The organism is Lyngbya sp. PCC 8106, from assembly GCF_000169095.1.
In the GTDB taxonomy this organism is placed as follows: Bacteria; Cyanobacteriota; Cyanobacteriia; order Cyanobacteriales; family Microcoleaceae; genus Capilliphycus.
The window spans coordinates 23,192-37,136 of record NZ_AAVU01000046.1 but is presented as its reverse complement, the minus strand read 5'-3'; the positions used below and the strand labels follow the sequence as shown (position 1 = coordinate 37,136).

Genomic DNA, 13,945 nt, shown 5'->3' with positions numbered 1-13,945 from the left:
TTTCCTGAATTAAAGCCAATCTTCTTGTTCTTCTTTTCCCCCTGTGTATACTTTCCCTTTGGCGTGTATTTCACGAGTTTTTTCAAAGAGAGTTTCCTCAGTTAATTGCCAGTTTTGCATAATTTTTTCTAAATCTTTTTGAATATCTCTGGCACCGGGAAACCCTCGATAACGAATTTTCAAACGAGCCAATTCAGCGAGATTATATTCAGTTTGTTGACCTTGAATTAAACTCTCGACTGTCGCGCGATCGCTTTTATATTGGGGATGTGTTTGGTCTTGATTACTCATGGTCAACTCAGATTAAAAATGGAAAATAGCAGATATAAATTTAAGTTTCCCGTAGAGTGTGAGAATAGGTTTCTCTACGGGAAAAGGATTCTAGAAATAAGTAATCTAAGATTCAATACTTGCCTTCCTAACTTTCTGAAGTACAGAGAATATCAGCCAGAACTCGATAAACTCGATTTCAACAGGACAAGTACGATTATAGATTTACAGAAAGTTAATTCTAGAGTTAATTTTGGTCGGCATCTGGAAAGGTGCGTTTGAATTCTTCGAGCAGTTCATCAATTTCTTCAATCGCTTGATTGACATCAATTCTCAGTGTTCCTAAATCCGGTTTCTCTAGTAGTTTGACTAGAGACTCTCGCTTACCCTCAATCAGAGTAATTCGCTCTCGAATTGTATTAGAGTCCATTTTCTATTTCCTTTGTGACCTCATAATCTATAATATATAGCGGCAAGCACTGCAAACTGCAAAGGAGATCGCCAAGATCACCTATGACGACAAAATGCCCCTAGATCTCAATTCAGGATGCGTTAAACATCGTTCAACCCGCAGTCACTAACGCAGAAAAGGGGGGCGTTTGCTATCTGTCGGTTTATTTTTGGTCATTTCCGCTAAATATCGTTTCAGAGCTTTCTCGCGATTTTTCATAAACGCGCCCCAAAAACCGGGTTGTAGCTCATCCATTGTCTTAGCCAATGCCCAGATATCAATGGCGAGAATATTGTACAACCGTTCATCTTCCTTTCTAAGAGAGTCAATCTCCTCTAGGAGCTTACGCTCAACGTGGGCAGTGGATAGCTCATTATCTCTAGTCATGTTGAGGGTTGGGTAACGAGGGCAGAGAGGGAGAAGGAACAGCTAACGAGGGTTAAACTCATTGAGCTGGTGTGAGATTTCCTATAAATCACCGCTGAGATGAAGTTGGGATCTCCTCAATCAAACGGCATGATGGGTATATCATCAATAGTGAATCTACGCGGACTACCTTAACATATATGTTACGTCAAACATCTTTAGCTCAAGTGGGTTTGATCTTCGGAGGACTACTCACTGCTGTCGGATTTGTTGCCTATTTTAAAGACTATGCAACCCTAAATTTAGCAGGCTTCTTTTATGGCATTCCGATTTTATTGGGAGGACTCGCATTAAAAGCGGCTGAGTTGGAACCTGTTCCCTATTCCCAACCGACATCGCCGGAAGTCTTAGCTTTGCGAGAACAACAAGCAACCGAAACCCAAAATCAAGTTCGTAAGGATATTACCCGTTATCGCTATGGCCAGACGGCTCATTTAATTGACGCTCTTGAACGCTTAGGACTAGGGGCAAATGATGACGAACATCCTCAACTCCAAGGCTTGCGAGAAGTAGAGGTAGACGGGGCTTATGTTTTAGTATTGGAGTTTGACTCCCCGTTTGTGTCCTTAGAAGCTTGGCAAGAAAAACAGGAAAAACTGACCAAATTTTTTGGCCCCAATATTCGGGCAGAGATCACTCAATCTCAGGAACAAGAAGAAGAAGAAATTGAGTTGGCTTTGATCACCATACCCCAAGCCTAATTCGTGAATACTCCATTGTAAACAGACCGAATACAGGTCTATTTCTCTAATCTAACCGCATACCACTGAAGGTATTTTCCGGGGCCAAGATCAAAGTCACAACAAGTATTCAGCAGATATTGGACTTGTTGGGAGACAGTCGAAAACTTTTGTAGTTCTCGCGGTAAGTCATCCTGTCTGTCTGACAAAATAGATTCAAGTTTTTGTATAAGTTCAGTCGTTGTGAGGAACTGCTCGGGTTGATTTGGCTCTAAAACCACATAATGGTCTTCGGAGTACATGATCGAATCAGGCATTGTTGTAATACTTGTTAACTCTTAATATTTGATTGTGACTTAGGCTTGCCCCCCTGACAATGGGAGAAAATGTCCAAGTGTAACGTGATAGGATTAAATTGATTCCTGACAATCCCGATCGGATTACCGGAGTTTCTCTGACTCACCTGGGTTGAGCTGTCTTCAACGGCAATCAGAGAGAAGGTTCAACCCCCCTCACGAATTGTGGTTAAAACTGGTACGACGTATTTCTATGACTACCTCTGTAAATTCACCGACACAGGATCGTAAACTCTCTAAGCTCGAAGGCATTAAAGAACGCAGCAACTATCTGCGAGAACCTCTAGCCAGCGAACTGTTTAACGACGAAAACTTCTTTAGTGGCGATGCCATTCAAATCTTAAAATTTCACGGTTCCTATCAACAAGACAATCGGGATAATCGCACCAAAGGTCAGGAAAAAGATTATCAGATGATGTTGCGAACCCGAAATCCTGGTGGGTTTGTGCCGCCCGAACTGTACCTGACTCTAGATGCTCTAGCCTCAGAATACGGCAATAATACCTTACGGACAACAACCCGCCAAGGCTTTCAACTGCATGGGATTTTGAAAAAGAACCTGAAAACGGTTTTGTCTTCAATTATCCAGAGTATGGGATCAACTTTAGGAGCGTGTGGAGATCTCAACCGCAACGTTATGGCTCCTCCGGCTCCCTATCGAAATCGTCGGGAGTACGAATACGCTCGTCTCTACGCCAATAATATCGCCGACTTACTCACCCCACAAACCGGCGCCTACTATGAAATTTGGCTCGATGGTGAAAAAGTCATTAGTGCAGAAGAAAACCCCGAAGTCAAAGCGGCTCGTCAACGCAATGGCAATGGTACCATCGTCAGCGAGTCGGAAGAACCGATCTATGGTGAGCATTATATGCCGCGCAAGTTTAAATGTGCGGTTACAGTTCCCGGAGATAATTCGGTGGATCTGTATACCCAAGATGTCAGTTTAGTTGTGATCACCAACGAAGCTGGAGAACTCGAAGGGTTTAACGTGATCGCCGGGGGCGGTTTGGGACGCACCCACAACAAAGAAGAAACCTTTGCGCGAATTGGTGACGAGCTAGGATTTGTTGAAAAAGCAGATATCTATGATTTTGTCAAGGCAATTGTCGCCACTCAACGAGATTACGGCGATCGCCAAAGCCGTCGTCATGCTCGGATGAAATATCTGATCCATGATTGGGGAGTCGAAAAATTTAAAGTCAAAGTCGAAGAATATTTTGGCAAAACCTTACAACCTTACAAACCTCTACCCCCTTGGAAATATCAAGACTACTTAGGGTGGCATGAACAGGGCGATGGTAAACTCTTTCTGGGAATTTCCGTCGAAAATGGTCGCGTTAAAGACGAGGGAGACTTTCGACTAAAAGCAGCATTAAAAGAAATCGTACCGCAGTTTCAACTGCCGATCTTGCTGACGGGGAATCACAATATCATCCTCTACGAAATTTCGCCCCAAGACCAAGCTCAAATTCAACAAATTCTCGATCAACATGGGGTTCTCAAGGAAACTCAAATTGATCCGTTAGTGCGTTATGCGATGGCCTGTCCTGCTTTACCCACCTGCGGATTGGCCATTACAGAATCAGAACGAATTATCCCTAGTATCCTGGAACGGATTCGGGTATTGTTGGACAAGGTAGGCCTAGAACAGGAGCATTTTGTCGTGCGGATGACAGGATGTCCCAATGGATGTGCTAGACCCTACATGGCGGAGTTAGGGTTTGTCGGAAGTTCGCCTAATGCTTACCAAGTTTGGTTGGGTGGCTCTCGGGATCAAACACGACTGGCTGAACCTTTCGTTGATCGCTTGGCGGTTGGTGAGTTGGAAACGTTCTTAGAGCCGATTTTTGTTTACTTCAAACAGGATCGCAAACCAGCAGAACGTTTTGGGGATTTTTGCCATCGTGTGGGTTTTGACTCGCTCCGTCAGTTTGTAACCAACTACTCATTGAATCCCTCGATGAATATTCAGACTCAAGAGCTAGCTGTTACTTCAGATCGTGAGACTTTTTCAGAAGTCTCCTCCTCTGTTACAGCAATTGACAACCAAGACGCAGCTATTTCCACTCAACCGTCTTCGGATGATGGAGGTGATCCCAATAAAATTCGACATCGGGTGAGTGTTCGCCATCAAACTTACTTGGAATTGAAAGAGGAATCGAAGCGTCAAGGTAAACCTGTCGTAGAGATTGCCACTCAAGCGATTGATGAATATCTCACTCGCATGAAATCTCAACAACAAGTTTAACTAACCTGTTGAAATTGTTGCTCAACCCAAGAGGTGTACAACTATCGCCTAAATTTTTGACCGTTTAATGGTTCAACTTCAAAGACTCGCGATCGCACTGGCGCAAATTTCTAATCGACACATTGATCTCACGGCTGAACAACAGCACTATTTGGGTCGGGTGTTACGCTTGCGCCAAGGCGATCGCTTTATTGTGATTGATGGCCGGGGTCATTGGTGGTTAGCTCAATTACAGGTTATGCTGCCTGCACCTTCTCCCCACGCTAAAATTTTAGAAGCGATTTCAGTACAAAATGAGTTACCCATTGCCGTGAAGTTGTGGGTGAGTCTGCCGAAAACGGGATTTGATGATCTGGTACGGTATTCTACGGAGTTGGGGGTGTCAGAAATTGTTCCGGTGATCTCTCAACGTACGGTGTTAAAACCCAGTTCGCAGAAAGTTGAACGCTGGCGACGGATTATCCGAGAAGCGGCAGAACAATCTGAACGTCAAATTATCCCGACTCTTGTTGATCCGATTTCTTTTGCCAATGCGATCGCCGATTTCCCCGATTTCAGTTTAGCTGCAACCTCTCAGCCCTATCTTTGTTTGGCGCGAGGTGATCTGCCCCATTTGTATGATTGTATGAGTAGCACTCAATCTACCTGCGACTCAATCACCCTAGCAACCGGGCCAGAAGGCGGATGGACAAGTGCTGAGGTGGAAATGGCGATCGCTTCTGGTTTTCAGGCTGTCAGCTTAGGACGGCGGATCTTACGAGCGGTAACGGCTCCTGTTGTTGCTTTATCTTATGTGAGTGCGATTTGGGAAACAGCAACGAAACCTGAAAATCATTCGTCAGTTTAACCGGAAAACTTGCAAGAATCACTGTAAAATAAACTAAAATTATCCGGAAAAATTTCATCAAATGGGTATCAAATCAATCAAGATCTAATCTGATCAATCTCGTCTTATAAATCCAGTTTTTATCTGGAAGTATAAGATTTAACAACGAATATTATAAGTTGAGTCTTGCCATCGACTTAGGATACTGCCTTATAATATAAATAGTTAAAATTTCATTAGTTGTTTGGCCGCAAGAAGCTCAGTAAATTAATGACTAACTCCAACAAAATTCTCGCCGTTATTCGACCGAACAGACCGAAACCCGACGACATCAAGCAGTCAGAAGCCAAAACTGATGTCCAAACTGACTCTCAGAAAGAATCAAAAACAGAGTCAAAACCCGAATCCCAGACCGAATCAAAAACAGAATCAAAGCTATCACTCCCCGAAAAACCCTCCCATCGCCCCCGACCTTCTTCTTCCTCGTCGGATAAGCCCTATCGTCCGTCTCGACCTAAGCCGAAGCATCTAGAAGAAGTTTCTCAAGCGACAAACCCAGCCGGTGAAATTTTTAACCCCGGTGATCAAATTTGGGTTAGATCTCCTTGGGGTAAATGGGCGGTTGCTGAGATTGATAAATTTTACGAAAGCAATCGTGATCAAGTTGTTGCTCATTTTAATCCCAAAGAAGAAAAAGCTGGATGGACGTGGATGGGCGGATGTATTCGTTCTGAACTGCTCAAAAAAGTGCCAATTCGACAAGAATAAAGCGTTAGATGTCCGATCACCGCTAAGATAAAAAGGTCGGACATCAAAGGAATTTTATACTTATGAAAGTTGGCTTAATAGGAACTGGACTGATGGGACAACCCATGGCTCTGCGCCTAGTAGAAGCCAATTTTGAGGTAATGGCTTATAACCGCACTGCTTCTAAGCTAGACCCTCTGAAGGCGGACGGTGTGCAAGTGGCGGATTCTCCTCAGTCTTTGATTGCGGCGAGTGAATGTATTATCTTGATGTTGGCGGATGCGCCTGCGATTGAAACGGTATTGTTATCCCCGGAGTCGCAACAGGAGTTACCTGGAAAAACCGTTATTCAGATGGGAACGATTGCTCCCCAAGAAAGCCGAACGATTGCACAGAGGGTAACAGAAGCCGGAGGAGAGTATTTAGAAGCACCTGTACTCGGAAGTATTCCCCAAGTCAAAAGCGGGACGCTACAGGTGATGGTAGGGGCGACAGAGGCGCAGTTTCAACAATGGTCTGATTTGCTGAAAAACTTGGGAGAACCAGTGTTAATTGGCTCAGTGGGGACGGCTGCGGCAACAAAATTAGGATTAAATCAACTGATTGCTGCTTTGACAAGCGCTTTTGGACTCAGTTTGAGTTTTGTTCAACATCAGGGCGCAGATGTCGAGAAGTTTATGCAAATTCTCCGTGAAAGTGCTTTGTATGCTCCGACGTTTGATAAAAAGTTACAACGAATGCAAGACGGGAATTATACAAATCCTAATTTTCCAACCAAGCATTTACTGAAAGATACCAATTTATTTCTGAAAGCTGCGGCAGAGTTAGGCTTAAATACCTGTTCGTTAGAAGGCGTAAAATCATTGTTAGAAACCGCTCTGACATTGGGAATTGCGGATGATGATTATTCAGCATTGTTTGAAGGAATTAAACCTCAAAAATAGAATGGGTAGGTTGGGCTGTACTGGCATTGAACTCAACCTACAACTTGGGGTTTAACTCAGAATACCAAAGGTCGTGAAGCAAGATTAGTTCAAGTGAGAAGATACAGCTAGTGATTGCTTTTTAGACTGAATCTTAGGGGATACTGAAGTTGCAGTCAGTTGAATCGCCAGATGGTATAACTTCTTCTGAACTGCTGGGGATTGAATATATTTTAATGTATCTTCTTTGAGTGCATCTATGTTTTTTTGATTTGCCTTAAAAGTCGAATGTTTTTGCTCAAAGCAGGGCTGAAAGCGGTGATAGTGATTGGAGTTGACCAGATGCCGAGAGATATGATCAATAACATCAGAAGAACCATCTTGAATTGTTTCTAAAATAGGCATATCATTTAAAGGATTAATCCACTCAAAAGCTCCCCATCCTCGTGATTTTTTGACGCTAATCGATTTTGTTTTTTGAGTACCACAACCAAAGGAAGCAACGACTAAATTTGAGGGATGATTTTTAGCTTTAATTGCTTCTGCAACTGCACATAATGTTGGATTGTTGGCGGCAACTCCTCCATCCAGTAAGGGAATGCAGAGATGATTGTTTTCTGGATTATTTGTTAATTTGTAACCCTTGGCTTGCCAGTAGCTTAGATAAGTTTTATCTTCAATAGTATGAGCGGGAAAAGCGATGGGTGCTGCGGCAGAAGCCCGACAAACTTCCCAAATTGGGAGAGTTTCACATTCAGATTGCTTACTATTAAAGACAACGGCTTGACCATTATAGACATCATAGCTTGTGACTAGGGTTTGAATCTTTAATTGATCAAATGTTGTGGTTTTAAATATATTCTGAAGAACGGCTTCTAATCCTTTGCCATCATACATAGGTTGACTAATACCGAGATGTAAGCGGTTCACAAATCCTGTTAAATAAGATAGAATTGTTGGCGGAAATATTTGTTGTGGAAATCCAGAATCTAAAGAATAAAATTCAACAATTTTAGAGATAGAAACGCCATAGGACAAACCACAAGCAATTAGACTTCCTGTAGAGGTTCCAGCAATCAAATCAAAACAATCTTTAAGCTGTTTATCTGGACTCCGTTGTTGAATTTTGTTTTCTAAATCTTGTAGAATTAAAGCAGTTACTAAACCGCGAATTCCACCCCCATCAAGAGAAAGAATAGAATAACGTTGAGACATCATTTCAATCCTGCTGTACTACAACCCTAACCTAACTTCCGAGAGGAGGCGTTGAATAGTCCCTTCTTTGAGTTACACTCAAATGAGAACCGATTTTAAGTTGGCTTTGGAGGTGAAAATGTGTTAGAAGAACGAGATTATTGGGTCTGTTGGTCACAAATTTCAGGAGTTGGGCCAATTGCTTTGCAACGCCTCCGCCAACATTGTGGTAATCTCGCTACGGCTTGGGAAGCTTCAACCCAAGAATTACGACAAGTTGAAGGTTTTGGGCCACAGACAGTTGAAAAAGTAGCACAACAACGAGCTAAGTTTAACTGTGTTGAATTTATTAAAAAACACTCTGAAAAAAACCCTTATTTTTGGACTCCGGCTGATGTCAATTATCCCCGTTTACTCTTGGAAATTCCAACACCTCCGCCTGTTTTATATTATCGAGGAACAATAGACATTCAGGAAAATCAAGGAATTAAACCCACTGTTGGGATTGTTGGTACCCGTGAACCTTCTGAATATGGGCGACGTTGGACTCGCAAAATTAGCACAATTTTAGCGAAAAGTGGCTTGACAATTATATCAGGAATGGCAGCCGGAATTGATACCGAAGCTCATTCAAGTTGTTTGGATGCGGGTGGACGAACCCTAGCGATTTTTGGGACGGGAGTTGATATTATTTATCCAAAAGATAACCGTCAATTGTCTGAACGAGTCATTAAACAAGGTTTAGTGATGAGTGAACATCCAGCCGGAACAAAGCCCAATCCTCGACATTTTCCCAGTCGAAATCGGATTATTGCGGGGTTAAGTCGGGCGGTATTTGTGATGGAAGCCGGAGAGAAATCTGGGGCGTTAATTACAGCAAATGTGGCGAATGATTTTTGTCGGGATGTGTATGTTTTACCGGGGCGTTTGGATGATGAAAAGTCACAGGGTTGTTTAAAGTTAATTAATGGTGGTGCGGGTTTGATTCCTGTTAATTTAGAAGAATTATTAGAACAACTGGGTGCAATTCCTCAACTGGATACACCGCAACAATTATCATTACTTGAATCACAACCCAAAACTTCGTCTTCTTCTGTTGGGACTTTAGAACCAACTTTAGAACCAACTTTAGAACCAACCTTAGAACCCAACCTAGCAACAGTTTTTAAGGTGATTTATTCTGAACCAACAGCTTTTGATGTGATTGTTCAGCAAGCAGGATTAGATACTGGTATTGTCTCTAGTTCGTTATTACAATTAGAGCTTTTAGGGTTAGTTTCTCAGTTACCGGGAATGCGTTATCAACGATGTTAATTCTAAACGAAGTTGAGAGAATATAACCCACTTTAAACAAAAATAGGGTAAACTTAATCTAAAACTTTACATCACAATAAATGAATATGAGTAACCCTTCTTTTCCTCGATTTCATCTTGCTTTTCCAGTCTGTGATTTAGAAAAAACTCGCTCTTTTTATCAAGGTTTATTGGGGTGTACAGAAGGGCGAAGTTGCGACATCTGGGTAGATTTTGACTTTTTCGGACATCAAATTACTGCTCATTTATATTCATCAGAAGACGAGGTTGTTTCAACGAATCCCGTTGATGGCGAAAATGTTCCTATTCGTCATTTTGGAGCGATTTTAGAATGGGATGAATGGCATAAACTGGCTGAACGTTTGCAGAATGAAAAAGTCGAATTCCTGATTAAACCTCAAATTCGGTTTCAGGGACAAGTCGGTGAACAAGCAACGTTATTTATCAAAGATCCAAGTGGTAATGTATTAGAGTTTAAATCATTTCAAGATGAAAGTCAAATATTTGCCAAAAATACAAACTCTCAAATCAACTCACTTTAGTTATTCCCATTCTTCTAATTCAGTAATCCAATTTTGTAACGCGGTTACGATTTGTTCTCGTCGAGTTTCAAAGTTAGCTGCAATCCAAATCAAGAGTAAACCGAGAATAAAACCGACAATCCATTTTAAGAAGGAATAAATTGAGTTGAGAATCAAGAGTTGGTTGACTGCATTAATTAAAAAGATTGCAGTTCCGACATATAAAAAGGCTCTAATTCTTAATCCTAAGCCGATAAAAATAGCCGTTATACTCACTAAACCGGGTACAATTCCTGTCTCTTTATTGGTTAACAATGCAGCAAAACAAATCATTCCTATTCCTATGATTCTAATCCAATGGCGTAGGACTTTTTGTTGAGGATGTTTTAAATAGGGGTCAATTTGGGCAATATATAAAATGGATAATCCCGGTAAAATTGTATCTCCCAACGCATTCAGATCATATTCTGTGGAAAATAGCCAGTGATAATAAGCAAAGTTAATTAATCCAACGCTGAAATAAGTGAGTTTAATTTGTTGAGAAAATCGAGCTAAAATTAAATATAAAATAATCGCTATAAAAGTTGAAAAATACCAGGATAATTCTAGCGTTGACTCGGCAATAACCGATGTTAAAATGACGGTTAAAATGGGAATAAAAATAGCGACTCGCCGCCAGGGTGTAATCGGCCATCCCCAACTTTCCCAAGAAATAAAATAGAGAAAATAAGCAATAATCGAAACAATAGCACCGCCCCAAGGAATTAAAAATCCTTCTAAATTTAAAAGATCACTAATAAAGTAACCGATTGCTGCGGCTTCTAAACATCCAATATAAACCCAAAAATTAGCTTCTCTGGTGTTAGAATTATAACGTCCTTGAAAAATTGCATATCGAGTTAAAAAGATACCTATTCCTAAGCTGAGAAAAGAGTTAAGTTCAGAGGGTAGAGGCAGAGAAGCAATCAAAAAACAACTACTGATTGCCCAGTGAAGATGAGCGATTATTTTGATTTCTGTCTCACTTAAATATAGATAACGGATTAACTGAGGTGAGAATAAACGATACACATAAACGATTGTTGTTCCTAACCCGGCAAAGGCGATAAATTGTTCTGCAAGAGGGGAAGAAGATAAGTTATAAACTAATAGTTGATAAGCGGCAAGTGAAACACCAAAAACACCAATATAAGTTAGAGGTTTTAACTCAGGGCTACGCCGCCCAATACCTAGAAAAATAAATGAGAGGATAAATAAACTGATTCCTGTCCAGTTATCAAAACTTTCTGATGAACGTAAAACGGCACCAAAAATCCCATAAAATAGAGGTAAGACTTGCCAGGGATGAGGAAGATGATGAATTCTTATTCTGTGTTTCCAGTAATCTCCTAAAACTTGTGCAATTAATCCTAAAATTAGATTGGCAATTGATAAGTTAAACAGGGCATTTTCAGTGAAACCAAAAGTATGAGCCATTAAAAGTTCAACTTCCCAACCTAATATATAAATAAATAAGGGCGGATACGGTTCTTGATTTTCTGTTTCAGGATGATTTAAAATATGAATAACAACAGCAATAATTGAAAGTATTGTTGCGAAGATAGCTAAAGCACTCGGATTAAAAAGTTGCCAATAAATACCGATGGCATAAAACGTCAAGCTGATTAATTGAAACCAACATAAAATCGGTGTCCAGATTTCCACCGCAGTTACATACAAAGACGCTATATAACTTGATAAACGGTTTAATCTCGCTTGAATAATCCAGAGTACATTTAAAGCAATACCAATAAAAACTAATCCACCTGTTAAGGTTAAATTGGGAACCATTTCCCAGACTAAAAATCCATAAAATGTTAATCCAAAACAAACCGTTATCGTGGCTGAAAGTTGATTCTGCAAATAGTAAGTATTCAACACCATTAATCCAGTTGTGACTCCCCAACTGATTAACCGAATTCCAGGGATTCTAAAGACTAATAGTTGTATCATTACTAATGCAACAATACTCAATTTGCTGGCTAACTGTCGGCGTGGGAGTATTAAACTAGCAATTGTTGTTAATGCAATTGGAGTGATTAGCCAAAGAATTCCCCATTTACTCAACCCTTGACAAGCCAAGTTTGGACATGAATCATTCAAATTATAGCTAGAATGACGATATAAAAATTGATAACTTAAACCTGCTAATCCTAATCCGATATACCAAGCACTGTTTAGAATAGAGTTAGCTATCGGAAGACTTTGTTGACGAGTAGAAATAGTATAGAATATCCATTCTCCAAGCATAAATATAATTGATAAAACTCCCCATTGAGATAAAGAGAGTTGAGGAAAATATAAGTCTATAAAACTTGCGAATGTAAATAAGCCTGTAAGATGGGTGAAATAAACGAGAAAAACGTTAAGAGGTTGACGACGAATGGTATAAACAACTAAAATGAGTGTAGATATTAATAAGTATAATGAACGCACAACCGGATCAAACAGCGAAATAATTGTTAAAAGGATTCCTAATTCTAATGTTAATCGTTCTCCAAATAGAGCCAGTTTAGGATGCTGAGACTGATGAATAAAGTCTGTTAGTGTGAGCATTAAAATCAAATCAATTAATCCAACCCAAGCTATTAATATCCAGGGTTCATCTGAAGATTGGGTAATTTGTAGAGCGGTTTGAATGATTTTTTGTTGACTTTCGACGGGAATTAAACGCCAAATTAACCACTGTGCTTGGAGTCCAGTAATAAAAATAAAAGCTAAATCTCGTTGTCGCCAAAACTGTCTTAAATTGATGCCAAAAATTACGAGTGCAATCCCACTAACTGCTAAGGCTTGTTCCGGTTTAGTCTCTATTGAAACGAGCCAACCTACGGCTAAAAATAGATAAGCAAATCGCTGTAACCAAACGGATGAATAGAGGGATAATAATCCTCCCGTTAACCCCAACGCTAACGCGAATTGAGCGAGATCAAGATTAACAACAAAAATAATTCGCCACCAGAGAAAGGCGATAGGAATTAAACAAAATATTAAGGGAAGATTTTCACGACTATTTAAACGAATCTGTTGATAATTTTGGCGGCGATAAAAGCTGACTATTCCCGTCCCGATAATCCCGAAATAAAGAGCAATTAAGGGAATATTAGGAATTTTCCAGCCAAGTTGTAAATAGCTGAGTCCCAGTTGATTTAAAATAAGTAGGCGTTGTAACAGTATTTCCTGGGGTTCTCCTGAAGACAAACGGGGATTGAGAATTATCGTAATAGCTGTTAAAATAAAAATAGAAACAATGCTAATCCCCAGACTGGAATATAATAAACCTAACCCATCAATTGCCCAAAAGTTTAGTGGAATTAAGAGTAAAGTGACCCATTTTAAAGTTTCCGACGTTAGAGGTAAGCGACTCTGAAGACCCGGCCAAACCGTGACAATTCCAAACCCCAAAGTATAAGCTAATAAGACTCCATATTGTCCGATAGTCGGTAATTCTTGCCATCGACTTGCAACCAATACCCCTGACGAAACCAACACCATGAATAATCCTAAAAAGAGCAGCCAGCGCACGCTAAATTCTGCTTTGAGGGATTGGAATAACTGGGAAGGTAAGCTATTAAGCTCAGTATTTTGTTGAGGTTGACGGACAGGAACAGATGCTTCTACAATAGAGTTTTCCTCTGAGATCGGTGATGGAGATGTTAGATCTAAAGTTTGAGGTGGAAGCGGTTCACTGAAAGAATGTTCACAAATTTGACGCACTTGTTCATCTGACAACAACCCTAAATTTAACCAGGCTTCTAAACCGGCTAATACGGCAGAATGATCGCTACGAATCCGAACTTGAAATTCAATAAACTTTATAATAGGGGAAGACATCACTTTAAGAGCGTAGCAAAAGCTAACCGCTAATTACATCTAGGACAAAAGAAAGTATTTTTTCTGAATTCAGTAGATAGACTCGCAACCCAAAAATTCCCAAATTTCTCTAC

At 40.5% G+C, this 13,945-nt stretch carries 13 protein-coding genes; 7 read left to right on the top strand and 6 right to left on the bottom strand.

The annotated features are described in order from the left end of the window. Positions 1-9: 9 nt before the first annotated feature. The 3 genes from L8106_RS23990 to L8106_RS23980 all read right to left on the bottom strand — a co-directional run bounded on the left by L8106_RS23990 (position 10) and on the right by L8106_RS23980 (position 1,108). The gene (locus L8106_RS23990; protein ID WP_009787084.1) at positions 10-291 is read right to left on the bottom strand and encodes a DUF3288 family protein; all 282 of its coding nucleotides are present in this window, start codon (positions 289-291) and stop codon (positions 10-12) included. 226 nt (positions 292-517) lie between these two features. Then, positions 518-700, bottom strand: a complete 183-nt coding sequence (locus tag L8106_RS23985) for a hypothetical protein (RefSeq protein WP_009787083.1) — start codon at positions 698-700, stop codon at positions 518-520. 147 nt (positions 701-847) lie between these two features. Further along, entirely contained in the window at positions 848-1,108 is a 261-nt protein-coding gene (locus L8106_RS23980; RefSeq protein ID WP_009787082.1) for a hypothetical protein, read from the bottom strand. A gap of 179 nt (positions 1,109-1,287) precedes the next feature. On the opposite strand from L8106_RS23980, the gene L8106_RS23975 reads away from it, so the two are divergent. Further along, positions 1,288-1,848, top strand: a complete 561-nt coding sequence (locus L8106_RS23975) for a DUF2854 domain-containing protein (RefSeq protein WP_009787081.1) — start codon at positions 1,288-1,290, stop codon at positions 1,846-1,848. 38 nt (positions 1,849-1,886) lie between these two features. Here L8106_RS23975 and L8106_RS23970 read toward each other — a convergent pair whose 3' ends face one another. Then, the gene (locus L8106_RS23970; protein WP_009787080.1) at positions 1,887-2,144 is read right to left on the bottom strand and encodes a chlororespiratory reduction protein 7; all 258 of its coding nucleotides are present in this window, start codon (positions 2,142-2,144) and stop codon (positions 1,887-1,889) included. 232 nt (positions 2,145-2,376) lie between these two features. Here L8106_RS23970 and sir point away from each other — a divergent pair, with 232 nt between their 5' ends. The 4 genes from sir (at position 2,377) to L8106_RS23950 (ending at position 6,951) form a co-directional block, all read left to right on the top strand. Continuing rightward, positions 2,377-4,434 carry a sulfite reductase, ferredoxin dependent gene (sir, locus tag L8106_RS23965; protein ID WP_009787079.1) on the top strand — a complete coding sequence of 686 codons (2,058 nt, stop codon included), beginning with the start codon at positions 2,377-2,379 and terminating at the stop codon, positions 4,432-4,434. Between the two features lie 67 nt (positions 4,435-4,501). Next, positions 4,502-5,281, top strand: coding sequence for a 16S rRNA (uracil(1498)-N(3))-methyltransferase (locus L8106_RS23960; protein WP_009787078.1), 780 nt, complete (start codon positions 4,502-4,504; stop codon positions 5,279-5,281). 249 nt (positions 5,282-5,530) lie between these two features. Next, a complete protein-coding gene (locus tag L8106_RS23955) occupies positions 5,531-6,028 on the top strand; it encodes a hypothetical protein (protein WP_009787077.1) in 498 nt (165 codons plus the stop codon). Positions 6,029-6,090: 62 nt separating this feature from the next. After that, positions 6,091-6,951 (top strand): NAD(P)-dependent oxidoreductase, encoded by an 861-nt coding sequence (locus L8106_RS23950; RefSeq protein WP_009787076.1) that lies wholly within the window; start codon positions 6,091-6,093, stop codon positions 6,949-6,951. 84 nt (positions 6,952-7,035) lie between these two features. Here the strand turns inward: L8106_RS23950 and L8106_RS23945 are convergent, their stop codons facing one another. After that, positions 7,036-8,148, bottom strand: a complete 1,113-nt coding sequence (locus L8106_RS23945) for a patatin-like phospholipase family protein (RefSeq protein WP_083798471.1) — start codon at positions 8,146-8,148, stop codon at positions 7,036-7,038. A gap of 117 nt (positions 8,149-8,265) precedes the next feature. On the opposite strand from L8106_RS23945, the gene dprA reads away from it, so the two are divergent. Continuing rightward, positions 8,266-9,438 carry a DNA-processing protein DprA gene (dprA, locus tag L8106_RS23940; protein ID WP_009787074.1) on the top strand — a complete coding sequence of 391 codons (1,173 nt, stop codon included), beginning with the start codon at positions 8,266-8,268 and terminating at the stop codon, positions 9,436-9,438. Positions 9,439-9,524: 86 nt separating this feature from the next. Further along, positions 9,525-9,980: a VOC family protein gene (locus tag L8106_RS23935; RefSeq protein WP_156803810.1), complete on the top strand. Its 456-nt coding sequence runs from the start codon at positions 9,525-9,527 to the stop codon at positions 9,978-9,980. Here the strand turns inward: L8106_RS23935 and L8106_RS23930 are convergent, their stop codons facing one another. Further along, positions 9,981-13,832, bottom strand: coding sequence for a hypothetical protein (locus L8106_RS23930; protein WP_009787072.1), 3,852 nt, complete (start codon positions 13,830-13,832; stop codon positions 9,981-9,983). Positions 13,833-13,945: the final 113 nt, after the last annotated feature.